The organism is Mixta sp. Marseille-Q2659, assembly GCF_940807255.1.
In the GTDB taxonomy this organism is placed as follows: domain Bacteria; phylum Pseudomonadota; class Gammaproteobacteria; order Enterobacterales; family Enterobacteriaceae; genus Mixta.
Window position 1 is genome coordinate 77,823 of record NZ_CALNWY010000004.1, and the last position, 24,460, is coordinate 102,282.

Below are 24,460 nucleotides of genomic sequence, written 5' to 3' on the forward strand. Positions count from 1 at the left end.
ATCCTGCCCTACTCTAGGGGAAGCTGGATCCCTCCACGTTGCGTTGAGGCACTATGACATATTCGCAGTTGATTGCTGAGGTCACTAATCAGCAACAGACGTTAACCGCCATCATCGAACAGACTGAACGGGCCGCCTATTTTTATATCTGGCCCACCGAGCCTTTTCGCTCACGCTTTGCGGTGCGCGGCTGCTGGCTGCGTAACCTGTTGCCTGCGCCGTTTGAAGAAGATCGCGCTGCGATAGAGCAGGGGATTGCGCCGCTGCTGAGCGCCGACTGCTGCCGCACGCTGGAAGCCGAGCCGCCGCTCGATCCCGCCGGTTTGCAAATTATCTGGGAGCCGACCGACGACGGCACCGCCGTCTGGTATCAGGGGCAGCTGTTGGCAGTGATCCCCGGCTGGAGCCTTTATCAGACGAAACAGGTGAGTTTTTCCGCAGGCTGTATCAAAGAGAATCGCCTGACCGCACCGCTCGGCTCGGCTTCAACCAACCATTACTATGCGCAGGCGCTGGCGCATCGGCAGTTCTGGCGCGACTGGCATGATGGCCATCTCTGGCAGCCGGTTCAGCACGATCTGGTGCAGTGTTATGAGGGGCACTATGGCCCGTCGCTGAAATATTATGCTATCGATCAGGGCCAGTGGCCGCCGATGGCGATTTCTCAGCACTATCATCAGGGCGTCTGGTATTTCTTCACCGTTGGCATGTGCATCCGTCCGATGCCGTGGGTCGATTTTCTCTATGAAGATCTGGCACCGCAATATCGCCGCACCGAGCTGGCGATGGCGATTGATGCGGAAGTGATGACCGAAGATAACGCCATTCAAATGGCCAGCGCGCTGGCGAACTATGCGCACTATCCCTGGAGCAGCCTGAACTGGCTGGGTGAAGGCCATACGCTGCCTTCTTCGGTGGCGCCGGTGGGCTTTGAAGGCTTTTTGCTCTCCGCCGAGCTGGGCGCGGAGGGTGGGCAGTTTGCGCTGCCGAAACGCGAAGGCGAACGGGTCAACCTGCTGTGGGCAACGCCGGTGACTGCCGCTGAGCAGGCTTTCGCCCAGGCGGATGACGCTGGCGGCATTGAACTGGTTTCCCGCCTGTTGCAGTACGGCTCCAGCCATATTTTCCGTCCGCGCCAGCAAGTGGTTGAGCAGGAAGTGTAATCCCGCCGCACCGCGCCAGGCACTTTTGCAAAATATGATCGCGGTCACCTCAAGTAATATTTTTACATGCCGTTAACACGAGAAGGGCAATCGGGCCCTTTCCGTTAAGTGGTGTGGACATGTTAAAAACAACGCAGGCCCGCTTTACGGTTGCGATCGTGGCATTTTTTATTGTGCTGATGGTAGTTACCGTGGCGGTTATCAATTTTTTTGTTGCCCCTCAGCTGAAAACAAATGAAGAGCGCCTGGTGCGCTATGAGGTGGATGCGCTGGCCGCGCGGATCGTCGAACAGATGAACCGCGTACAGGCTCAGCAGCGTACCATTACCGAAGCGGTGAGCGTGCTGGACAGCGCCGCTATTGATAGCCTGCTGCCTGCCCTGGTCAATCAGTATCAGGACAGTAACGTGTTCGGCGGCGGCATCTGGCCATTGCCAAATATGCGCGAGGCGGGTCGGGAAAAATTCAGCACCTTTTTTGCCCGTGACGCGAACAACCAGCTTCAGGTAAACACTTTCTGGAACTCACCGGAATCCGATCGCTATTACGAGCAGTCCTGGTACAAAGCGGGCCTTGCCGCCAGCAAAGGGCATTGCGCCTGGGCAAACGCCTATCAGGACGCCGCCAGCCCGCAGCCGCGCACCAACTGCGCCATGGCGATCTATCGCAACGGTACGGTCTGGGGCGTTGCGACCATCGACGTCACGCTGGGCTTCTTTAATCATCTGGCGAAAGAGATGGGCGAAGCGATTCACGGTCGCGTGCTGATCGTGGAGGCCGATGGCAAAGTGGTCGGCAATGCAGCGCTGGTGGACGGCACGCCGAAGCTACAGAATCTGAGCGAGCTGGATCTGCCGATGGCCGCGCCGTTGAAAGCGCTGCTGGCAAGCGCCGGCAAACAGCCGGTAGAGAGCCAGTATCAGGGTGAAGAAGGGGATCGTACTCTGTTTGTCCAGCCGATCGCGGGCAGCCCGTGGTATCTGGCCAGCGATGTACCGACCAGCCTGCTGACGCAGCAAACCCACTCGATGATTTCCCAGCTGGGCATGGTGCAGATCCCGTTAGCCATTGTGCTGCTGTTGGTGCTGCTGGGCTTTATTCGCAGCATGATGAAACGCCTGAGCCTGCTTAACAGCAATATTCTGGCGCTTTCCACCGGCGGCGCCGATCTGACGCAGCGTCTGCCTGCCAGCAACAGCCCGGAATTTAACGCCGTCGCGCAGAGCTTTAACCAGTTTATCAGCTACCTGCAGGGGCTGATCCGTCAGGTGGGCGACAGCGCGCTGGCGATCACCTCGGCGTCGCGTGAAATCGCCAGCGGCAACCTCGATCTCTCCGCCCGCACCGAAGAGCAGTCGAGTTCGATTGTGGAAACGGCGGCGTCGATGGAGCAGTTAACCGGCACCGTGCGTCAGAATGCCGATAACGCGACCCATGCCAACCAGCTGGCAGGCGAGGCGTCAAAAGTCGCCGAGCGCGGGACGGAAGTGGTGCGTCAGGTGGTGGCGACCATGGGCGAGATCGATGCATCTTCCCGTAAGGTGGTGGATATCATCAGCGTAATCGACAGCATCGCCTTCCAGACCAATATTTTGGCGCTGAACGCGGCGGTAGAAGCGGCACGCGCCGGTGAACAGGGCCGCGGCTTTGCGGTGGTCGCCAGTGAAGTGCGCAATCTGGCGCAGCGCTCCGCCAACTCGGCGCGTGAAATTAAAAAGCTGATTGAAACCTCGGTGGCCAATATCGATGCGGGTAGCCAGCTGGTTAACGAAGCCGGTAAGACGATGGATGAGCTGATGCAGGGCGTAAGCAGTGTCACTACCCTGATGAGCGAAATTATGTCCGCCAGCCGTGAGCAGAGTCTGGGCATTGAGCAGGTCAACACCGCGATTAACCAGCTCGACAGCACCACGCAGCAGAACGCCGCGCTGGTAGAACAGGTTTCTGCCGCCGCGCAGGCGATGGAAGAGCAGAGCGTGCAGCTGGAGCAGGTGGTCACCAGTTTCAAACTTTAAGCAACGGTTACGCGCGGGCGTACAGCCCTGACGCATCAGGCAAGGTACAGAGCGCTTCGCCGCCGGTAACGGCAGCGGAGCGCTTTTTTGATCGCGGTAACTTTCGCTACATATTGTGATAACTACAGGGACTTTTTTTACGATTATGCGTCGACAGATGTGCCACAATAGTTGGGAATAATCTGAAGGAGCCTGCATGTCCGCCATTGAAGTTATCCTTGTCGATCACCTCGATCGCCCTACCGGTAAAATGGAAAAGCTGGAAGTTCACGAAAAAGGTCTGCTGCATCGGGCGGTAACGGTTTATGTCTTTAACCACCGGCTGGAGCTGCTGCTGCAGCGCCGCGCCAGTGGCAAATATCACTGCGGCGGATTGTGGAGCAATACCTGCTGCGGCCATCCTTATCCTCATGAGACCACGCAGCATGCGGCAGAACGCCGCCTGAACGAGGAGATGGGCCTGAATCTGACGCTGACGCCGATGTTTGAGCTGAGCTATAACCTGCCGCTGAGCAACGGGCTGACCGAGCATGAATATGGTCACGTTTTCTTCGCCCTGAGCGACGCTTCGCCGCAGCTTAACCCGGACGAGGCGGACGCCTGCCGCTGGCTCTCGCTGGAGGCGATTCAGCAGGAGATAACGCACGATCCCTCACGCTTTACCCCCTGGTTTTTATATACCTTTGCGCGCATTCCTGCCCAGCTGACGCAGTTTACTCAGCGCGTTGGGCTGGCAAAATCCTCCGCATCGACGTCGTAGCCCGACGGTTCCCAAGGCACCAGCAGCAGCGCAAGCAAACCGGCCAGCGGCGCCAGTGCAATCACCCAGAACACGCCGGTGTCCAGCCATGCTGTCAGCAGCGGAAACAGGAACAACGACAGCGTTGAGCTGGCGCGCATTAGTGTCTGATTCAGCCCGACGCCGACGCCGCGTAGCGAAACCGGATAGCTCAGCGAGGCGTAGGTCATGGTATGCGAACCGGGGCCAAATCCCTGACCGAACAGGAACAGCGCCAGCATGGCGATAGCGGTTATCGCTTCCGGTAGCGCCTCAGGACGTCCGATTAGCGCCAGCCCCAGCAGCGCAGCGAACTGGCAAACGTAGCCCGCCACCGTCATTCGCCAGGCACCGAGACGCGGCACCAGCCGCACCGCCAGCAGCCCGCCGACAAATGCAAACAGCAAATTCAACGCCAGCGAGACCAGAATGGTGGTCAGCATTGACTGTGCCAGAAAGCTGGAAATAATCACCGGCAGCCCGAAGGCGACCGCGTTATAGGCAAACGAGGAGGCGACAGAGATGACCGTCGCCAGCAGCGTACGCTTCAGGTAAACGCCGCGCAGCAGCGCGCCGTAGTTGCGCCAGCCCGCCCGGCGTGGTCGCTGTTGCACGCGTACGTCCGCGTCGCTGGCGACCTGTGCGTTAATGCCCCAGGCACGACGTAAAATTGCTGCCGCGCCGTGCAGATCGCCCTGATTCGCCGCCCAGACCGGCGACTCGCTCATATAGCGGCTGCGAATGGCGATAATCAACAGCGCCGGCACCGCGCCAAAGCCCAGAATCAAACGCCACAGCCAGTCGGTATGGCTGGCCGGCAGCGTGGCGTACAGCACCAGCACCAGCAGATAAGAGATGCTGATGGCGGCATACCAGGTCGGACACCACATGGCGATGCTGGCGGCTTTATTGCCGCGTCCTTTAAGCCGCGAAAACTCGGCAAGGAACGCCATCGCTACCGGCAAATCGATCCCCACGCCCAGCCCCATCACAAACCGCGCGCCCGCCAGCACATATTCGTTGGGCGCAAAGGCGCAGGCCAGCGCGGCGACCACAAAGAAAAACATATCCGCCATAAACACGCGATAGCGACCAATCTTGTCGGTCAGATAGCCGCCGATCAGCGCGCCGATGATCGCGCCGAAGGTAATGGCGGAGGCGACCATACCCGTCGCGGCGGGCGTCAGGTTAAACTCGCGCGCCACATCTTTCATGCCAAAGGCCAGCGCACCCAGATCGTAGGCGTCCAGAAAAACGCCGCCCAGCGCGATGGCGATCACAATATGCGCATTATTTCGCGCCTGCGTGCTGGTATTGACCAGCTGTGAAACATCGGCAGGCTGGCGTATCCAGGCGGTCTCCCCGGCGGCAGAACGGCCCGACGCTTCTGACGTCGGCGCAGTGATAATTTCAGTCATGATGTTATGCAAAATTAATAATTATTGGGGGTCTGAGCATAACGTCATGATGTGAGAGCTTAAATTCCATCTGGTTATAACTTACTTCTGTTGCGTTTAAGCTTGCGTAGCGCCTCGCAGAAATTTGCCATTTATTCCGCGCCCGAAAATATTTGCGCTACGCTTTGACAGGTTAACTTCGCTAAAAAGGAAAATTGCCATGGCTTTTGCTGCTGCGCGTCGCGGCCTGCTCGCCTTCGCCGCCCTGATGACGCTGTCCAGCGCTGTTCAGGCCGCCGAACCGGTGCGCGTGGGTTCGAAAATTGATACGGAAGGTTCGCTGCTGGGCAACATCATTTTGCAGGTACTGAATAAGCATGGCGTTCCGACGGTCAATAAAATTCAGCTGGGCAATACGCAGGTAGTGCGCGGCGCGATAACCGCCGGCGAGCTGGATATTTATCCTGAATACACCGGCAACGGCGCCTTTTTCTTTAATCTGGCGGGCGATGCAGCCTGGAAAAATGCCCAGGCGGGCTATGAAAAAGTGAAAACGCTGGACGCGCAGAAAAATCAGCTGGTCTGGCTGACACCCGCGCCCGCTAATAATACCTGGACCATTGCGGTGCGTGGCGATCTGGCAAAAGAGCAGCATCTGACCTCGCTGGCCGATCTCAGCCGCTACCTGAAAGAGGGCGGTACCTTTAAGCTGGCCGCCTCCGCTGAATTTATCGAACGCGCCGATGCGCTGCCCGCTTTTGAAAAAGCCTATGGCTTTAAGCTGGAGCAGGATCAGCTGCTGTCGCTGGCGGGCGGCGATACGGCAGTGACCATCAAGGCGGCGGCGCAACAGACCTCCGGCGTTAACGCGGCGATGGCCTATGGCACCGACGGGCCGGTGGCGGCGCTGGGCCTGCAAACCTTAAGCGATCCGCAGGGCGTTCAGCCAATCTATGCGCCCGCGCCGGTTATCCGCGCGGCGGTGATGAAACAGTACCCTGAGGTTGCCGACTGGCTGCAGCCGGTGTTTAGCGCGCTGGATGAAAAAACCTTGCAGTCGCTAAACGCTAAAATCGCCGTTGAAGGTCAGGATGCGAAAAAAGTCGCAACCGACTGGCTCCAGCAGCAGAAATTGCTGTGATTTTCTTATCCGATAGCCGCTGCTGATGTTGCGATGGCCCCGTAACCGCGTGCTGCTGCTGCTGGTTGTGTTGCTGGCGGCGGCGCTGTTTACCTTACCTTTTGTCAGCTTCGCGCCGAACCGGCTGGTCTCCGGCCAGCCGGTGATGCTCTCCCAGCTACTGCGCGGCGCGGGCTGGCTGATTCCGCTTATCGTTCCGCTATTGTTGTTGCTGGCATGGCAACCGCTGAATCGACCCACGCTGATCCTGACGCTGGCGCTCAGTGAAATTCTGCTGACGCTGCTGGTGGCGCTGGGTGGTCATGCCGCTGAGACGCTGGCCGGGCAGGGCAGCGCGCTCTCCCGCACCAGCTTCGGCAGCGGCTTGTGGGCGGCGGGCGCGCTCTGTTTGCTGATTGCCGCCGACAGCGTGCTGCGCCTGACGCGCAATGGCGCGTGGCGATTGCTGTTGAACATGCAGGTCTGGCTGCCGCTGATTCTGCTGCTGGCTGGCGGCCAGCTCGATCAGCTGGCGCTGCTGAAAGAGTACGCGACCCGCCAGGATGTGTTCGATCAGGCGCTGTCACGCCACCTGCTGCTGCTGATCGCCACGCTCGTTCCGGCGCTATTGCTGGGTGTACCGCTGGGGCTGTTCTGCTATCGACGTACGCGCTGGCAGGCCACCATCTTTTCTGTCCTCAATATTATTCAGACCGTGCCCTCGGTGGCGCTGTTCGGCCTGCTAATTGCGCCGCTGGCGGGGCTGGCCGCGCATTTTCCCTGGCTTGCGCGGCTGGGCGTCAGCGGCATTGGCCTGGCGCCGGCGCTGATAGCGCTGGTGCTGTATGCGCTGTTGCCGCTGGTACGCAGCGTGGTGGCCGGACTTCAGCAGGTGCCATCCGGCGTGCGCGAAACCGCCGCCGGTATGGGCATGTCGCGCGGGCAGATTTTCTGGCAGGTGGAGATTCCGCTGGCGCTGCCGGTGTTGCTCAGCGGTCTGCGCGTGGTCACCGTACAGACGGTGGGCATGGCGGTCATCGCCGCTTTAATCGGCGCGGGCGGCTTCGGCGCTATTATCTTCCAGGGGCTGCTCAGCAGCGCGCTGGAGCTGGTATTGCTCGGCGTCATTCCGGTTATTGCGCTGGCGGTACTGGTGGATGCCCTGTTTAACATCGCTATCTCGCTGCTGGAAAGGAAGACCTTATGATTGAGTTTAAACAGGTCAGCAAATATTTTGCCGGCAAGGCGGCGGTGGATGAGATCGATCTACACATCGCCGCCGGTGAATTTACCGTGCTGATCGGCACCTCCGGTTCCGGCAAATCAACTACGCTGAAAATGATTAACCGGCTGGTCGAACACGACAAGGGCACGATCCAGTTCGCCGGCGAGGAGATTCGCGGCTTTAATCCACAGACGCTGCGGCGTCGGATGGGTTACGCCATTCAGTCAATCGGGCTGTTTCCCCACTGGACGGTGGAAAAAAATATCGCCACCGTACCGGGGCTGCTGAACTGGCCGCAGGCGCAACAGCAGGAACGCATTGCCGAGCTGTTGACGCTGCTGAATCTGGAGGCGGATCTGCTTCATCGTTATCCGCACCAGCTTTCCGGCGGACAACAGCAACGGGTTGGCGTGGCGCGCGCGCTGGCCGCCGATCCAGAAGTGCTGTTGATGGATGAGCCATTTGGCGCGCTCGATCCGGTGACGCGCGGCGCGCTGCAGCAGGAGATGCTGCGTATTCATCGCTTATCCGGCCGTACGATTGTGCTGGTAACCCACGATATTGATGAGGCGCTGACGCTGGCGGATAAAATTGTGCTGATGGACAGCGGGCGTATCGTGCAGCAGGGCAGACCGATCGAAATGCTGACGCATCCCGCCAACGATTTTGTGCGCGACTTTTTTGGCCGCAGCGAACTGGGCGTGCGCTTGCTGGCGCTGGGAAGCGCCGGTGCAGCAGCCCGACGCGGCGAGTGGCTGGAAACGTCGCCGATAGCGGCGGAAATGTCGCTGCGTGAGGCGCTTTCCCAGTTTATTGCCCGTCAAACCGATAAGCTGCCGGTGGTGGATGGACAGGGCACGCCGCTCGGCGTGCTGCACTTTGGCGATTTGCTGCGTCAGCGGGAGAGCGCATGAGTGGACGTCTGAAAAGGTGGCTGCGCGATCCTCTGCTGTGGCTGATCGCACTGTTTATCGCTTTGTTGCTGTTGATGCCCTGGAGCGGCCCGCTGTTTGCCCGCTGGTTTCCGCAGCTCGATCGTCCGCTCTATCAGCAGGAAAGTTTTTGGCAACTGGCTCTGGCTCATCTGCGGCTGGTTGGTCTTTCCAGCCTGGGCGCGGCGCTGATCGGTATCGGCGCGGGCGTGGCGGTGACGCGCCAGAGCGGACGTGAGTTTCGTCCGCTGGTGGAAACCCTGGCCGCCGCCGGTCAAACCTTTCCGCCGGTAGCGGTGCTGGCCGTCGCGGTGCCGGTTATCGGTTTTGGCGAACAGCCTGCGATTATTGCGCTATTGCTGTATGGCATTCTGCCGGTTCTGCAGGGCACGCTGGCGGGAATTGAATCGGTGCCCGCCAGCGCGCGTGAAGTGGCGCAGGGTGTTGGCATGAGCGCCTGGCAGTCGCTGACACGCGTCGAGCTGCCGCTGGCCGCGCCGGTGATTATCGCCGGGGTACGCACTTCGGTAATTATCAATATCGGTACCGCCGCCATCGCTTCAACGGTTGGCGCGAAAAGCCTGGGATCGCCGATTATTATCGGCCTGAGCGGGTTTAATACGGCGTATGTTATTCAGGGGGCGGTGCTGACGGCGCTACTGGCGCTGGTGGTAGACCGGCTCTTCGAGCGCCTGCAACGCTGTTTTAGCGGGAATGCAAAATAATGGTGTAGCCGACCAGCATCAGACCACCGGTGCCGCCGACGGCCATGATAAAAAAGAGGGTGCCAACCAGGAATTTTTGCCAGTTCATTGTGCTGCCTGTAACGATAAAAAAAGAGGGCAGATCATAACGCGATCCGTGCCTGGCGACCAGGCAATTTACGTCATTTTCAGCCCGCTTCGTGCAGGTTGATAGAGAAGCCCTGCTCATGCCAGTGAGCAAACTGCTCTATCTGACGGCGGGTTAACTTTTTTCCTGTCCACACGAAAATCTGCTGACCGGGAAACAGCTCCGGTCTGGGATTCTCCAGCGGTTCCGCCAGCACATCGATACGCCAGCCGTGCTGGGCAAGACGCCATGCCTCCAGCCAGAGACGGGTGCGATCTTCCACGTTCCAGCCGATAAGCAGCGCATCTTTCCCGGCCTTTTTGCGCGCGCCGGTCAGACAGAAGGCGACGTAATCGATCAGGGCACCATCCAGCAAACTGCACATCGCTTTCGCCGTATTTTGATCGAGTCCCAGACGCTGACGTACCGGCACAAAAACGTGATCGATCAGCGCGTCAACTGGATATTCACGCCCCATCGCGGCGATTTTAACCCGCAGCTTGGAAGGGCGAACGTGCCGCAGTACGCTCATCACCTCTTCCTGAAGCGCCATCCAGCCATCGTGGCTATCGACGTTCTCGCCTTCCATGAGCGCTTTTACCTTTCCTACCGGTACGCCACTCTCTATCCAGCGTTTAATCTCTTCGATACGCTGAACATCTTCATCATCAAACTGCCGGTGTCCGCCCTCGGTACGCTGTGGCTTAAGCAGCCCATAACGACGCTGCCATGCGCGTAGCGTTACGGGGTTTATACCACAGCGTTCAGCGACATCGCCGATGCTGTACAGGGCCATTTGCTGCCTCAACTTACTCTGCAGATACATTATCTGCATTAACCTTAACGGAGGTACGTCAAGTTGTATATGCTTTTTTTACTTGTACAACTTGATCGGCGCCACAAAAGCAGGGATTCTCAAGGTTTAGTTAAGGGTTGCTAAACTTTTGCGCCTGCGTTCAACGGCGCGTAACTCACTGGCGGAGAGTCGATGATCGAATATCAGGTTTTGAATAAACAGCAGGCGCAGAGCGAGCTGGAAGCGCTGACCGATGTATTGCAGGGCTGCGTCAGCGACGGTGCCAGCGTGGGATTTATCGATGCCGACGATCGGCAAATAATGCGAAATTTCTGGCTCGATACCCTAAGCGGCCTCGATCAGAATGAGCGGCTGCTGATAGTGGCGCGTCAACAGCAGCGCATTGTCGCCACGGTGATGGTGGTATGGAATCTGATGCCTAACGGTCGCCATCGTGCGGAAATTAGCAAACTGTTAGTACATCCCGCTGCGCGCCGACAGGGGATTGCGCGTCAGCTGATGTATCTGGCGGAAGAGCGGGTAAAGCAGTCCGGGCGCACGCTGATGGTGTTGGATACCCGCAGCGGCGATATTGCCAGCCTGCTTTATCTGTCGCTGGGCTGGGAGATCGCCGGGGCTATTCCTTATTACGCGCAATCAACGGAAGGCGTAATGGATGCCACCACGGTTATGTATAAACGTCTGGCCTGACGCCCTCACGCGGCGGCCTGGCGCCGCCGTTAATCCTGGAAGCCAGCTTCCACATTTGCCGATAAGCGGCTGACGTCCGCCTCATACTGTGTAAAAATACAGGGTATCAACGCAGGAAGAGAGCAAGATGGCATTAACCGCAGCGTTAAAAGCGCAAATTGGCGAATGGTACAAAGCGCTGCAGCAGCAGGTTCCCGATTTTATTCCGCGCGCGCCGCAGCGCCAGATGATTGCCGAAGTGGCGAAAACGCTGGCTGGCGATGACGGGCGTCATTTGGCGATTGAAGCGCCAACCGGCGTGGGCAAAACCCTTTCCTATCTTATTCCCGGCATCGCCGTAGGCCGCGCCGAAGAGAAGCCGCTGGTGATCAGCACCGCAAACGTCGCGCTGCAGGATCAGATATTTAGTAAAGATCTGCCGCTGTTACAGAAAATTATTCCCGAACTGAAATTTACCGCCGCCTTTGGCCGTGGGCGCTATGTCTGCCCGCGTAACCTGAATGCGCTGGCGACGGACAGTGAAAAGCAGGGCGATCTACTGCTGTTTCTCGATGAGAATATGGTGGCCAGCAAAGATGAGCAGACGCTCTGCGCGAAGCTGGAGAAATCGCTGGATCGCCATCAGTGGGATGGTCTGCGCGACCATTGCGATGAGGGAATTACCGATACGCTGTGGCAACGTCTCAGCACCGATAAGGCTAACTGCCTGGCGCGTAACTGTCACTGGTATCGTGAATGTCCTTTCTTTGTCGCCCGCCGGGAAATTGAGCAGGCGGATGTGGTGGTAGCGAATCACGCGCTGGTGATGGCCGCGCTGGAAAGCGAATCAGTGCTGCCGCCAGCGAAACAGCTGCTGCTGGTGCTGGATGAAGGTCACCATCTGCCGGAAGTGGCGCGCGATGCGCTGGAAACCAGCGCCGATATTACACCGGCCTCGACCAGCCTCCAGCTCGATCTCTTTGTGCGGCTGGTAGAAACCTGCATGGCCCAGTTCCGGCCTAAATCACCGCCGCCGCTGGCGAATGTGGAACGGCTAAAAACGCACTGCGATGAATGGCGCGAACACCTTGCCAGCCTGACGCGCATTCTGGCGCTTTGGCTGCCGCCGGAATCGGCGGAAGGCGAATACCGCTTTGAAATGGGCCTGCTGCCGGAGGAGCTGCAGACCTTGTGCGCGCGCCTTTATAAGCTGAGCGACGGGCTGCGCGGCCTGGCGGAAGCGCTGCTGAACGATCTGAGCGAGAAAAGCGGCCAGTATGATGTGGTGCGCCTGCATCGCACTATGCTGCAGATGAACCGCGCCTTCGGCTGGTTTGAGAATATCAGCAAGCTGTGGCGGCTGGCTGCGATGGAGCAGGCTTCCGGTGCGCCGGTTTCTAAATGGGTCAGCCGTGAACTGCGCGAAGGCCAGCCGCATCTTGTTTTTCACTGCGCGGGCATTCGCGTTAGCGAACAGCTGGAAAAGCTGCTGTGGCGCAAAGTGCCGCACGTCGTCTTAACTTCCGCCACGCTGCAGTCGTTGAACAGCTTTAACCGTCTGCAAGAGCTGTCGGGTCTCAGCGAAAAAGTGGGCGATCGCTTTGTCGCGCTTGGTTCGCCGTTTAATCATGTTGAGCAGGGCAAGCTGCTTATTCCACAGATGCGCTACGAGCCGCTGATGGCGACAGAAGCGCAGCATATCGCGGAGATGGCGCATTTTTTCCGCCATCAGGTGAAGGCTGGCCAGCATAAAGGGATGTTGGTGCTGTTCGCCAGCAACCGCGCGATGCAGCAGTTTCTCGCCCATCTGACCGATCTGCGGCTGATGCTGCTGGTGCAGGGCGATCAGCCGCGCTACCGGCTGGTGGAATTGCATCGCAAGCGCGTGCAGCAGGGTGAAGCGAGTGTACTGGTCGGCCTGCAATCTTTTGCGGAAGGGCTGGATTTAAAGGGCGAACTGCTTAGCCAGGTCCATATTCATAAAATCGCTTTTCCGCCGGTGGGCAGTCCGGTAATTTTGACCGAGGGAGAGTGGCTGAAAAGTCTCAAGCGCTACCCGTTTGAGGTGCAGAGTTTGCCCAGCGCCTCGTTTAACCTGATTCAGCAGGTAGGGCGTTTGATCCGCAGCCATCAGTGCTTCGGTGAAATTGTGATTTACGATCGGCGGCTGATTACTAAAGCGTACGGCGCCCGTCTGTTAAAAGCCCTGCCGGTTTTCCCCATAGAGCAGCCGCCCATGCCTGACGGGACAATAGCACCGATCAGCAGCGCGAAGCCCGCACCGGCGGCCCGGCGTCGAAAGAAGGAAAAGCGTTAAATGTTGCAATACAACAAACTGATTAAAGAAGTGGGCCGTGGCAAAAACCACGCGCGCGATTTGGATGAAGAGAGCGCTTACCAGCTCTATCGCGCCATGCTGAATGATGAAGTGCCGGATCTGGAGTTGGGGACGCTGCTGATTGCGATGCGCATCAAAGGAGAAGGCGAGACGGAGATGGCTGGTTTCTATCGCGCCTTGCAACAGCGGGTCATGAAACTGACGCCGCCCGCCGGCAAACCGCTGCCAATCGTTATTCCCAGCTATAACGGCGCACGTCGCCAGGGCAATCTGACACCGCTGCTGGCGCTGCTGCTTTCGCGCCTCGGCTTTCCGGTGGTGGTGCATGGCGTAAGCGAAGATGCGACGCGCGTCACCAGCGAGGCGGTATTTCAGGCGCTTGGTATTACCGCCGTCAATAATGCGCAACAGGCGCAGGCGAAGCTGGAGCAGGGCGAGCCGGTATTTATTACCGTAGACACGCTTTGCCCGCCGCTGGCAAAGCAACTGGCGTTGCGCTGGCGCATGGGGGTGCGTAACAGCGCCCACTCACTGGCGAAGCTGATTACCCCCTTTGACGAGGCGGCGGCGCTGCGTCTCGCCAGCGTTTCCCATCCCGAATATATTCCCCGCGTAGCGGCCTTCTTTAGTACGCAGGGCGGAAAAGCCCTGTTGCTGAACGGCACAGAAGGTGAGGTGTATGCCAATCCGCTGCGCTGTCCGGCCATTAGCCTGATTAACGGCGCCGGGGCAGAGCCGCAGGCGTTGCTGGCGCGACAGCCGGAACAGGCCTGTGCTTTGCCGGAAAGCAAAGAGGCGGCGGTGACCGCTGCCTGGATCCAGCAGGTGCTGGATAAATCCCGTCCCGTGCCGCAGTCGCTGCGCTGGCAAATCGCCTGTTGCTTTGTCGCCAGCGGCCGCTGCGCCACGCTGGATGAAGGGCTGGCGGCGCTGGACGCCGCTGGTTATCCGGCGGCCTGAGTCAATGGCTCCGTTTGGCGGCCAGAAAGATATGCTGACCTGCTGACGGCGGCGCTGGCGACAGCAGGTCTGTAATAGCTTAATTAACGTGCGTTGACCGACAGTGGCAGATGGGTTTCCACCAGCCGCTGCCAGAAGGCCACGCCCTGTTCAATCAGCGCATCGTTAAAATCATAGCTGGCGTTATGCAACGGCCGGGAAGGTTCAGCGCCATCGGCGCCGAGCCAGAAATAGGCGCCGGGGCAGGCTTCCAGCATGCAGGCGAAATCCTCTGAAGCCATAGAAGGATTGACCTGCCAGTGAACCCGCTCTGCGCCGAACTGCGCATTCGCAACCTGGCGCACCAGCGCGGCGGCGTTCGCATGGTTATGCGTAACCGGATAGCCGGGATACCAGCTAATGGCGCCGCTCACGCCTAACGGCTGCGGCAGCGCAGCGACAAAAGCATCTATCAGCCCGCGCACTTTCTCCCGCACCTCGCTTTGCAAACAGCGCACGGTGCCGCGCAGCGTGACCGTTTCCGGTATGACGTTAATCGCCTCGCCGCCCTGGATTTGTGTCACGCTGACGACAGAGGAGGCCAGCGGCGACAGCCGTCGTGCCGGAATGGTTTGCAGCGCCATGATCAGCTGCGCGGCCGCGACAATGGGATCGGCGCCGCTTTCCGGCATGGCGGCGTGGCAGCTTTTGCCGCTCAGGGTAATTTCAAAGGAATCCAGCGACGCCATCATGGCGCCATCATTGATCGCCAGTTCGCCTAACGGCAGCCCCGGCCAGTTGTGCAGGGCATAAACGGCGTCCATCGGGAAGCGTTGAAAAAGACCTTCTTCCACCATCCGGCGCGCGCCGCCGAGATTTTCTTCGGCAGGCTGGAAGATAAAGTGAACGGTGCCGCTGAAGCGACGCGTCTGCGCCAGCCATTTGGCGCTGGCGAGCAGCATCGCGGTATGTCCATCGTGGCCGCAGGCGTGCATCACGCCGGGGCGCTGCGATTGCCAGGGTGAACGGCCAAGCTCCGTGATCGGCAAGGCGTCCATATCGGCGCGCAGGCCGATAGCCGGGCCGGGGCCGCTCTCCAGCGTGCCAATGACGCCCGTTCCGGCGAGGCCGGTCGCAACCTGCAGGCCGAAGCTGCGTAGCTGTTCGGCAACAAAACGCGCGGTATCCTGTTCCTCATAGCCCAGCTCCGGCCAGGCGTGCAGCTGACGGCGCCATTGCACCGCCTCTTCAATTAACGCTGCGGGTAATCTCATAGCGGTCCTCTCTGCGGGCCACGCCTTTTTGCATGGCGGAATAAATTATTCTGGATGAGAGACAGAGCGCAGTCTATCGGCCAGCGCGGAAAAGGCAGCGTCAGGCTATTTTCGGCGCGCGTCGGGGCGAACCAGGTCGAAGCGCTCTGCTTCGCTGATGCCGTACCAGGCGCTGGGCCCGCCAGCGCGCAATACCGGCTGCGCCTTGCTGGTTTGATAGATTCCCTCTTCCAGCAATGCGGGATCGATATGCACCGCTACTACTTCGCCAAGGATCAGCCAACTGTCCAGCGCCACGCCATCAGCATTTTGCAGCTGCAGGTGTTGCGTAAGACGGCATTCGAAGTTAACCGGGCTTTCGGCCACCAGCGGCGCCTGCACCAGATCGCCGGTCATCGGCGTCAGGCCGGTTAATGCGAATTCATCCACCTCCTGCGCGACCGAGGCGGAACTCTCATTGGCCGCCTCCGCCAGCGGACGTGTAACCAGATTCCAGACGAACTCGCCGGTTTCCAGAATATTGCGCACGCTGTCTTTTTTGCCGAGGCTGGCAAAGCCAATAATCGGCGGCTGATAGTTAAAGCAGTTGAAAAAGCTGTAGGGCGCCAGGTTGCGCACGCCCGCGGCGCTGAGTGAACTGATCCAGCCAATCGGGCGCGGCGCGATAATTGAGTTGAGCGGATCATGCGGCAGACCGTGGCCCACACGCGGTTGATAGGAGTAACGCTGACGAGACATAAGGATCCTTACCGGTGAGTTATCCATTTATCTTAGCCGGTTCGGTGCGAAAAAATACGCGTCAATTGTTTACGGTTTTTTCCAGAGCGGGTATCTTACGCGCCGTTACCAGAGAGAGAGCCTGATGAAACAGCCCGCCACCAAAGACCAACTACATCCCCGTAATCGTCATCGCCAGCGTTATGATTTTCCGGCGTTGATTGCCTCACATCCGCCGCTGCAATCTTTTATTGTCACCACGCCGCGCGGCGACAGCTCGATCGATTTTGCCGATCCGCTGGCGGTGAAGACGCTGAATCAGGCGCTGCTGAAACATTTTTATCAGATCGACAGCTGGGATATACCGGACGGTTTTCTCTGTCCGCCGGTGCCGGGCCGCGCCGACTATCTGCACTGGCTGGCCGATCTGCTGGCGCTCGATAACGGCCAGCAGGTGCCGCGCGATATTAACGTGCTGGATATTGGCTGCGGGGCGAACTGTATTTATCCACTGATTGGCTATCGCGAATATGGCTGGCGCTTTACCGGTTCAGAAGTGAATGCACAGGCGATGAAGGCAGCGGGCGCGATTCTGGATGCCAATCCCACGCTGCGGCGCGGTATCCGCCTGCGCCGTCAGTCGCAGAGCAACCAGATGTTCCACGGCATTATTCATAAAAATGAGTTTTATCATGCGGTGGTGTGCAATCCACCGTTCCACGCCTCCAGCGAGCAGGCGGCGGAAGGCAGCGCCCGTAAGACGCGCAATTTAGGTCTTGCGCAGGATGCGCCGTTGAACTTTGGCGGTCAGCAGGCGGAGCTGTGGTGCGAAGGAGGCGAAAAAGCCTTTATCAGCCAGATGATCGCCGAAAGCGTAAGCTATGCGCGCCAGGTCATCTGGTTTACCTCGCTGGTTTCCCGTCGTGAACATCTGCCAGCGCTGCGCCAGGCGTTAACCGAAGCAGGCGCGCGCAACGTGCGCATTGTCGATATGGCGCAGGGGCAGAAGCAGAGCCGCTTTATCGCCTGGACTTTCCAGGACGAGGCCGTGCGGGCGCGCCTGATGAAAGCGCACCCCTGAGGCTCTTTATTCCGGCGCCGGCAGGCTTTTTATCGCTGCCGCGTCGGTCGCGTTACTGTCCGCATCGCCTGTCGGCACTACCTGCACCGTCTGGCGCGGCGCCTTAATGCCTGCAGCGTCGAAGTGCTTTTTCACCAGCTCATCCAGCGCAAAACGCACCGTCCACTGTTTTAGCGGCTGAGTGGTAATCGAGACGCGCACGGTAAAGGCGCGCTCCGTCAGTCCTACCAGGCCGGCAAAGTTTGGTTCGCCGATAATAAAGTTGCGAATATCCTCGCGCGTCATCAGCTCCCCGACGGCGGCGCGTAGCGCAGCATTGGCGCTATCGCTGTTCTCGCTGCGATCCACATCATAGTTGGCGACAAAAGAGCCGATGCCACGGACAAAATTGGCAAAGGTGGTGATCGAAGACCACGGAATAATATGGTAGGCGCCGGTATCCTGGCGCACGCCAACGGAGCGGATCGACATACGTTCCACCGTGCCGGTCAGCGGGCCGATAGTCACCAGGTCGCCAGTATTCATCCCGTTCTCAAACTGGATAAAAATGCCGGTGATAATATCTTTCACCAGCGTTTGCGAACCAAAAGAGACCGCCAGACCCAGCGCACCGGCGCCTGCCAGCAGCGGCGCGATATTCACGCCGATTTCCGACAGCACAATCATAATGGTAATGGTGCTGATCACCACCGCCAGCGCGTTGCGGAACAGCGTCAGCAGCGTGCGCGTGCGGGCGCTGGGCATCGGGCGACCGTGAATATCAGAAGCCAGGCGGCTTTCGATCAGGCTGGCCAACAGTGTCCAGCCTACGGCGGAGAAGAACAGGATCATAAAGACGCGGATCAGCACATCCACCAATCTTTCTCCGGCGCCTACGGTAAGCCAGTGCCAGAGATCGAACAGATTCCAGGCGTTCAGCAGCAGTAGCAGCACGGCAAATACCGTCAGGATACGCGCCGTTTTCAGCGTAAAAGAGATCCAGCCGTTGACCCGTTTTTGCAGTTCTGGATAGTTGCGGCGCAGCTCCGGCGAAAGCGTGATGGTTTTACTGATCCAGCGCGTCAGCATGCCCGAAACCAGTGCGCCAAGCGCGATAATCACCAGGCTGCGTAAGGTGGCTGACATCATAAACTGCAGGCTGCCGCCGGGGTTAAAGATGGAGAAAAAGAACAGCACGATAAAATAGGCGCTGGCGACCCAGTGCCAGATAAAGGCGAAGGCGCGAATAAAGAGGGCGAAAAACGAGAGTGACCGCTCGGAAAGCGCAATCAGCTCGCGCTGAATGCTGCGGCGGTTGTGGAAAATCAGCCACAGCGCCCAGCCGGTCATCAGGCCCATAATAATCACGTTAAAAAGCGCGCCGACCTGCATATTTATCTGGTTTGAGACAATCGGCACCACCACCAGCAGGCCATAGCCGATCACGCCGCTGAGCCAGCTCAGGCGGGTATGCCAGTAGCGCGCCCGCACATCGCTGATGGCAAATGGCCGCAGTTCGGGAACGCGCGGACAGAAAATCAGCCGCAGCGCCGCTTTAAAAAACTCAATCAGCGCAAAAGCGTTCAGAAACAGACCTTGTTGATAAGCGATGGTACGGCTGCCCGCGTTCAGGTTATTACTCAGGATCTGTCCAACAAAGAGCGCCAGCGCCAACAACAGCAGATCAATAATAAACGCGCCAATGATGGTCAGTGGCAGATGGAGCCAGCTGCCCGGCTGATTGCTTTTTTTGCGGCCCCAGTGGCCCATCCGTCGATAAAGCGGCATCGCCATCATACGTATCAGCCAGTAAAAGGCGAACAGCGCCGCCGCCAGCATCAGAAAATGATTTAGCGCCGTGAAGAAGGTTTTTTGATTGAAGGCCTTGTGCGGGGCGGAAACGATATTGTGATAAAGCCGGATAAAGCTGCCGGCAAACTGGCCGCCATATTCGCGCGTTACGTCGGTGACGCTTTGCAGGACGGTTTTTTCTTCCTCCTCGGCTACCTCCGGCGGCGTTAATTCCGGTTCGTCGGCGGTGGTGGGACTGGCCGCCGCATTGCGCAGCTGGGCGATCAGCTCCTGCCGTGATTCATCGTTTTCCAGAATGGTGGCCAGCGCGCTGTACGCCGCTTTTTTCTCTTCCAGCGTCGGTTCATGCTGCGCCGGCTCGGCGCTGGCTTTCTGAGTTTGTTGACTGGCGACGGCGGCGGCAGGCAGCGAAACGGCCTGAGCAGCCGGTAGCAGACAGAATAAAAGGGCGCAAAAAAGTCCCTGGCGCAGGCGGCACCACGCGGTATCTATTCCCAACATCTTTCTCCTCAATGGCAACCGGTACGGCAGCAGTGCCTGAAAAGTATAGACGCTGATCTTTAAGCGAATGTTCTGAATTGTAACCGAAAGCGGGCCGGGAAAAGGGTATCAGCAGAGGAGAGGGAAACGACGGACCGTTGCGTACAGACGACGCATAAGCCGGGGCGCGAGGAGCCCACGCAGAGGAGTAAAGCGTCCCGCGCCAGGGAAGGCGCGGGACGAGCTGCCAGGGATGGCGTTTTTTGCGTCTTTACGATCGGACTGGGCTCCTCGCACAGGCTCCACTCTGAAAGACAAGATAATCAGGAAACGTGCTGTAAAAACTCGCGCAGGCGTTCGCTGGGCGGCTGGCTGATCAAGGCGTCAGGATCGCCATCTTCCGCGATGCGTCCTTTATCAATAAAGATCAGCCGTGAAGCCACCTGGCGGGCAAAGCCGACTTCGTGCGTTACGATCACCATCGTCATACCTTCTTCCGCCAGATCCTGCATCACCTTAAGAACTTCATGACGCAGCTCAGGATCGAGGGCCGATGTCGGCTCATCAAACAGCATCATTTTCGGTTTCACCGCCAGCGCCCGCGCAATGGCAACGCGCTGCTGCTGGCCGCCTGACAGCTCTGAAGGATAGTGGTGAGCGCGTTCGGCCAGGCCGACTTTCGCCAGCAGCGCTTTCGCCTGCTGATGCGCCGCCTCTTTGCTGGCGCCGCGCACGCGTATTGGGCCGAAGGCGACGTTTTCCAGCGCGGTCATCTGCGGAAACAGATGGAACTGCTGAAACACCATGCCCGCTTCCTGACGGATCAGGCGCTCATCCACTTTGGGATCGTTAACTTTCAGGCCATCGACGATCAAATCGCCGCTGGTAATCTCTTCCAGTTTGTTAATGCAGCGCAGCAGCGTGGATTTGCCGGAGCCGGACGGCCCGATAATCACCACCACTTCACCCTGGTTAATCTTCAGATCGATATTGTGCAGCACCTGGGTTTGACCAAAATGCTTGGAGACGTTTTTAAATTCAATCACAGGATTTTCATCCTTTTTTCAAGGCGACGTAGCACGAAGCTTAACACCAGCGTAATAACCAGATAGATAACCGCCACCGCGCTCCAGATCTCCAGCGCGCGGAAGTTACCGGCAATAATTTCCTGACCCTGACGGGTTAATTCGGCCATGCCGATAACAATAAACAGCGAAGTATCTTTGATACTGACAATCCACTGATTGCCCAGCGGCGGCAGCATACGGCGCAGCGCCAGCGGCATAATCACATAGCGCAGCGTTTCGCGACGTGACAGACCAAGCGCCAGGCCCGCCTCGCGGAACCCTTTATTAATCGACAGCACCGCGCCGCGCGTGATTTCCGCAATGTAAGCACCGGAGTTGATAATAATGGTCACCACCGCCGCGGTGAACGGATCGATACGTAAATCAGGAATCGCCATCGGCAGAGCAAAATAGATAAACATCACCTGCACGACAATGGGTGTGCCGCGAATCAGTTCGATAAAAACCAGCGCGATATTATTGCTCAGCCAGCCGCCCCAGGCGCGGGCGAAACCGGCGATCAGGCCGATAATCAGGCCGCCAATCAGGCCAAGCACTGAGATTAACAGCGTCATTTTGGCGCCTTCCAGCAAAACGGGAAGAGCAGGCCAAATCACGCTCCAGTCAAATTCCATGGTGTTTCTCCGACAAAATCCGTCATTGTGACAATAGCTAAACGCAGGGATGCAAGGGCATCCCTGACGTAATGACAGTTATTTAAAAGCGGCTTACTTAGGTTCGCTGCCGAACCATTTTTTGTAGATGGTATTGTAGGTGCCGTTGTCGCGCAGGGTTTTCAGCGCGCCGTTGATCTTCTCGCGCAGGTCGTCGCTACCTTTCGGCAGCGCAATACCGTACTGCTGAGCTTCGAGGGAATCGCCTACCGCTTTAAACTGTCCACGGCCGGCGGTATTGATAAAGTAGAGAATATTCGGCGTATCGTGCAGCACTGCATCCGCGCGATTGGTGCCCAGTTCCATATAGGCGTTATCAATATTAGGGAACTGACGCAGGTCTTTGGTTTTAATATGCGTTTTCGCATAATCAACCGAACCGGTGCCGCTCTTCACAGCGACCACTTTGCCGTTCAGATCGTTAATGCTTTTTACATCGTTATTATTGGCCTTAACCATCACCATCAGGCCGCTTTTGTAGTAGCCGTCAGAGAAATCGATCGCTTTTTTGCGCTCGTCGGTAATGGTAATGCCCGCCAGCGCCAGATCGACGTTACGGGTTTGCAGCGCAGGAATAATGCCGCTGAAATCCATCGGCTTCAGGCTGTATGACAGGTTGAGTTGTTTCGCAATGGCATCCCACAAATCGATGTCGAAACCGACATATTTATCGCCCTGCTTAAATTCAAACGGGACGAACGCCGTGTCGGTAGCGACCACCAGCTTTTTCTCCGCAGCCGTCGATGAGACAGCAAATGTTAGCGCTAAAGCAGCTAGGGAAAGCTTAAAAACAGACTTCATCATTTCATCCTTATTACCGATGCGGCACCTGATGTGCCGCTGTTGCCGATGGTCATATGAAAAATCTATGCCAACATTTCTTAATGCAGATAAACAAAGGCTTAACGGACAGCTAACCTTCTCTGTTTCAGATTATTCTGCTGACGCACCAGATTGGTGATCACTTTTGGTGCATTGCAATAATTTGGTGCAAAAAGCGATATCGATTGAGCCAGAAAAAGCGGGGAAGGTGAATCGGGGAGTTATTGAAATGTTAAATAAGTCATAAAGCCAGCTAAAAAATATAAAAAAAGCGGATGGTTTCCCATCCGCTCGTTTAAAGCTTTACCAGCATTATTCAATATTGGATTCGATAAACCACAGGAATTTATCGAGGTCACGCGAGGCCGCAGTGAAAATATCTGCGGTGTCTTCGTCATTCACTTCGCTGATAGCTTTACGTACATCGTTAGCAACCAGACCGTAGCGGTCAGCCAGCGCTTTCAGATGATCCTGCACGCTGTGAATATTTAGCGGGTAGCTCTGCAGCGGCGTTTTGTCTGCCACAACCTGAGCGGTACCCAGCGCTACACCACCCAGCTGTACAACACGCTCTGCCATCGTATCCTGGTGATCGGTGATGGCGGTACGGAAGCCGTCAAGCATCTCATGTACACCGATAAAGTTAGCGCCACGCATATTCCAGTGCGCCTGTTTAGTGATCAGCGACAGGTCGATGAATTCGACAACCAGACGATTAAGTACCTCGATGGTGGCTTTTTTCTCACTCTCTGCCACGTCATTACGGGTGTAGATCAGATCGGAAGATTTCGTTTTTACCAGTTTTGCGGTACTCATTATTAATATCCTCTAATGTCGTTTGTCCTAATTAAGCACGGGATTAAGTATAGCACCGGATTTATGATGTGCAGGAAAGTTGCTGCCTATCGAACAGATAGTAGTTATCAAATTGCTGATAAAGAATTTTTTTAAATTGAGAAAAACAGAAGTGCGAGGCGGGAAATAAATTCCTTAGTAAGTTATTTATTTAAATCATTGATATTAAATGTCTTTATTTGAGTTCGGTAAATGGGGGATAAGTGAGAATAAATCTTATTAAATATATCAAAATATAAATGGCTCACTGCAAACGTAAAGTTAAATAATAACCGAAAATAAATGAATGCTTATTCAGCCTGTTACGTCAGGCTGAATAAGATTATTCGTATTATGCTTAATCCGCTATTTCTCCGCTTTTAACCACGGTGGCGTTTCGTGGGCGGCTGGTGATGGTAGAACCCGCTGAAGCGGTGATTATTGCCAGTAAACCCAGCCACTGTACCAGCGTTAGCGACTCGTTAAGAAACAGCATACCGGAGAGGGCAGCCATCGCAGGCTCCAGGCTCATTAAAGTGCCGAAGGTGCGCGCCGGTAATCGCGTTAACGCCATCATTTCCAGCGAATAGGGAAGGGCGCTGGAGAGAATAGCAACCGCCAGCGCAACGGGCAGGATAGCGAGCTGCCAGATGCCATCAGCGGCAAAGGTTAATCCCAGCGGCACAAAAATCAGCGAGCCAATGATCGATCCCATCGCCACCGTTGCCGGGCCGTGATCGGCACCAGCACGCGGCCCGGCAAGAATATAAACGGCCCAGCAGGCGCCAGCGCCAATCGCCAGCGCCGCCCCCAGCGGATCGACATGACTGATACTGTGACCCAGCGGCAATAGCCACCAGAGCCCAAGCACCGCCAGCAACACCCAAATAAAATCTGTCGCGCGCCGCGAACCAAACAGGGCCAGCGTAAGCGGACCGGTAAATTCCAGCGCGACCGCAATGCCCAGCGGCACGGTACGAATAGAGAGGTAAAACAGGTAATTCATCGCGCCCAGCGCCACGCCGTACAGAATCAGCGCTTTACGCTGCTGTGGTGTAAAACGTAGCCGCCAGGGCTTAAAAATCAGACTGAGAATAATAGTGCCAATGCCCAGACGTAAGGCAGTAATGCCCGTTGCGCCTGCGGTAGGAAAAAGGGTTTTTGCCAGTGCTGCGCCGCACTGTATAGAAATCATCGCAATCAAAATGACGACGATGGGCATTAATGTTTGTGAGGACATTGCGTTTTTGTGCAAAGCGCGGAAAGACATCCTGTTACCAGCCTTAACAATCCATAAAAGTACGGGGAAGTGAACAGTCTACAGATCGGCGAAAAAAAGTCAGCGACGTGATGATATTTTACGCATCGGACTGGAAAATCTGCGTTGTCAGGCGGACAATTAGTGAGCAATAACAACTTTTTTACGTAAAGAAACGTCAGGTTTATTTAGGAACTATCTTAATGAACCTTTTTTTAATCGGCTAAAACAAGCGGGA

General features: G+C 57.2%; 21 protein-coding genes. 11 read left to right on the forward strand and 10 right to left on the reverse strand.

All coding sequences use genetic code 11. The features are described from left to right. Positions 1–53 precede the first annotated feature (53 nt). From P3C52_RS04560 to idi, 3 genes are all read left to right on the forward strand, one after another. A complete protein-coding gene (locus tag P3C52_RS04560; protein ID WP_275554017.1) occupies positions 54–1,163 on the forward strand; it encodes a suppressor of fused domain protein in 1,110 nt (369 codons plus the stop codon). Positions 1,164–1,282: 119 nt separating this feature from the next. Then, entirely contained in the window at positions 1,283–3,178 is a 1,896-nt protein-coding gene (locus tag P3C52_RS04565; protein ID WP_275554018.1) for a methyl-accepting chemotaxis protein, read from the forward strand. Positions 3,179–3,374: 196 nt separating this feature from the next. Further along, positions 3,375–3,938, forward strand: coding sequence for an isopentenyl-diphosphate Delta-isomerase (gene idi, locus P3C52_RS04570; RefSeq protein ID WP_275554019.1), 564 nt, complete (start codon positions 3,375–3,377; stop codon positions 3,936–3,938). Here the strand turns inward: idi and P3C52_RS04575 are convergent. Then, complete coding sequence (locus P3C52_RS04575; protein WP_275554020.1) at positions 3,896–5,374, reverse strand: MFS transporter; 1,479 nt, start codon at positions 5,372–5,374, stop codon at positions 3,896–3,898. The genes idi and P3C52_RS04575 overlap by 43 nt on opposite strands. A gap of 199 nt (positions 5,375–5,573) precedes the next feature. On the opposite strand from P3C52_RS04575, the gene P3C52_RS04580 reads away from it, so the two are divergent. From P3C52_RS04580 to P3C52_RS04595, 4 genes are read left to right on the forward strand one after another with little or no spacing between them, the layout of a single operon-like run. Beyond that, on the forward strand, positions 5,574–6,494 hold the full coding sequence (locus tag P3C52_RS04580; RefSeq protein ID WP_275554021.1) for an ABC transporter substrate-binding protein: 921 nt from the start codon (positions 5,574–5,576) through the stop codon (positions 6,492–6,494). Positions 6,495–6,519: 25 nt separating this feature from the next. Further along, positions 6,520–7,680, forward strand: a complete 1,161-nt coding sequence (locus P3C52_RS04585) for an ABC transporter permease (RefSeq protein ID WP_275554022.1) — start codon at positions 6,520–6,522, stop codon at positions 7,678–7,680. Beyond that, the gene (locus P3C52_RS04590; protein WP_275554023.1) at positions 7,677–8,612 is read left to right on the forward strand and encodes an ABC transporter ATP-binding protein; all 936 of its coding nucleotides are present in this window, start codon (positions 7,677–7,679) and stop codon (positions 8,610–8,612) included. Before P3C52_RS04585 ends, P3C52_RS04590 begins: the two co-directional genes overlap by 4 nt. Beyond that, complete coding sequence (locus P3C52_RS04595; protein ID WP_275554024.1) at positions 8,609–9,355, forward strand: ABC transporter permease; 747 nt, start codon at positions 8,609–8,611, stop codon at positions 9,353–9,355. Before P3C52_RS04590 ends, P3C52_RS04595 begins: the two co-directional genes overlap by 4 nt. A gap of 167 nt (positions 9,356–9,522) precedes the next feature. On the opposite strand, the gene P3C52_RS04600 is transcribed toward P3C52_RS04595, so the two are convergent. Next, positions 9,523–10,257 carry a MerR family transcriptional regulator gene (locus tag P3C52_RS04600; RefSeq protein ID WP_275554025.1) on the reverse strand — a complete coding sequence of 245 codons (735 nt, stop codon included), beginning with the start codon at positions 10,255–10,257 and terminating at the stop codon, positions 9,523–9,525. A gap of 192 nt (positions 10,258–10,449) precedes the next feature. Between P3C52_RS04600 and P3C52_RS04605 the strand changes: the two genes are divergently transcribed. The 3 genes from P3C52_RS04605 (at position 10,450) to ybiB (ending at position 14,245) form a co-directional block, all read left to right on the forward strand. Continuing rightward, the gene (locus tag P3C52_RS04605; RefSeq protein WP_275554026.1) at positions 10,450–10,968 is read left to right on the forward strand and encodes a GNAT family N-acetyltransferase; all 519 of its coding nucleotides are present in this window, start codon (positions 10,450–10,452) and stop codon (positions 10,966–10,968) included. A gap of 127 nt (positions 10,969–11,095) precedes the next feature. Further along, positions 11,096–13,264, forward strand: coding sequence for an ATP-dependent DNA helicase DinG (gene dinG / locus P3C52_RS04610; protein ID WP_275554027.1), 2,169 nt, complete (start codon positions 11,096–11,098; stop codon positions 13,262–13,264). A 3-nt stretch (positions 13,265–13,267) separates the two neighbouring features. After that, entirely contained in the window at positions 13,268–14,245 is a 978-nt protein-coding gene (gene ybiB, locus P3C52_RS04615) for a DNA-binding protein YbiB (protein WP_275554124.1), read from the forward strand. An 83-nt stretch (positions 14,246–14,328) separates the two neighbouring features. Here ybiB and P3C52_RS04620 read toward each other — a convergent pair whose 3' ends face one another. Continuing rightward, positions 14,329–15,498, reverse strand: coding sequence for a M20 aminoacylase family protein (locus P3C52_RS04620; RefSeq protein ID WP_275554028.1), 1,170 nt, complete (start codon positions 15,496–15,498; stop codon positions 14,329–14,331). 105 nt (positions 15,499–15,603) lie between these two features. Beyond that, positions 15,604–16,236, reverse strand: coding sequence for a flavin reductase family protein (locus P3C52_RS04625; protein WP_275554029.1), 633 nt, complete (start codon positions 16,234–16,236; stop codon positions 15,604–15,606). A gap of 124 nt (positions 16,237–16,360) precedes the next feature. Here P3C52_RS04625 and rlmF point away from each other — a divergent pair, with 124 nt between their 5' ends. Beyond that, on the forward strand, positions 16,361–17,296 hold the full coding sequence (gene rlmF, locus P3C52_RS04630; protein ID WP_275554030.1) for a 23S rRNA (adenine(1618)-N(6))-methyltransferase RlmF: 936 nt from the start codon (positions 16,361–16,363) through the stop codon (positions 17,294–17,296). Between the two features lie 6 nt (positions 17,297–17,302). On the opposite strand, the gene ybiO is transcribed toward rlmF, so the two are convergent. From ybiO to rhtA, 6 genes are all read right to left on the reverse strand, one after another. After that, the gene (gene ybiO, locus P3C52_RS04635; RefSeq protein WP_275554031.1) at positions 17,303–19,588 is read right to left on the reverse strand and encodes a mechanosensitive channel protein; all 2,286 of its coding nucleotides are present in this window, start codon (positions 19,586–19,588) and stop codon (positions 17,303–17,305) included. Between the two features lie 302 nt (positions 19,589–19,890). Beyond that, positions 19,891–20,613: a glutamine ABC transporter ATP-binding protein GlnQ gene (gene glnQ / locus P3C52_RS04640; protein ID WP_275554032.1), complete on the reverse strand. Its 723-nt coding sequence runs from the start codon at positions 20,611–20,613 to the stop codon at positions 19,891–19,893. Beyond that, complete coding sequence (gene glnP, locus P3C52_RS04645) at positions 20,610–21,269, reverse strand: glutamine ABC transporter permease GlnP (protein ID WP_275554033.1); 660 nt, start codon at positions 21,267–21,269, stop codon at positions 20,610–20,612. The genes glnQ and glnP overlap by 4 nt, the downstream gene beginning before the upstream one ends. 93 nt (positions 21,270–21,362) lie before the next feature. Further along, positions 21,363–22,109, reverse strand: a complete 747-nt coding sequence (gene glnH / locus P3C52_RS04650; protein ID WP_275554125.1) for a glutamine ABC transporter substrate-binding protein GlnH — start codon at positions 22,107–22,109, stop codon at positions 21,363–21,365. A 333-nt stretch (positions 22,110–22,442) separates the two neighbouring features. Continuing rightward, positions 22,443–22,946 (reverse strand): DNA starvation/stationary phase protection protein Dps, encoded by a 504-nt coding sequence (gene dps / locus P3C52_RS04655; RefSeq protein ID WP_275554034.1) that lies wholly within the window; start codon positions 22,944–22,946, stop codon positions 22,443–22,445. Between the two features lie 376 nt (positions 22,947–23,322). Continuing rightward, the gene (gene rhtA / locus P3C52_RS04660; RefSeq protein WP_275554035.1) at positions 23,323–24,204 is read right to left on the reverse strand and encodes a threonine/homoserine exporter RhtA; all 882 of its coding nucleotides are present in this window, start codon (positions 24,202–24,204) and stop codon (positions 23,323–23,325) included. Positions 24,205–24,460 lie beyond the last annotated feature (256 nt).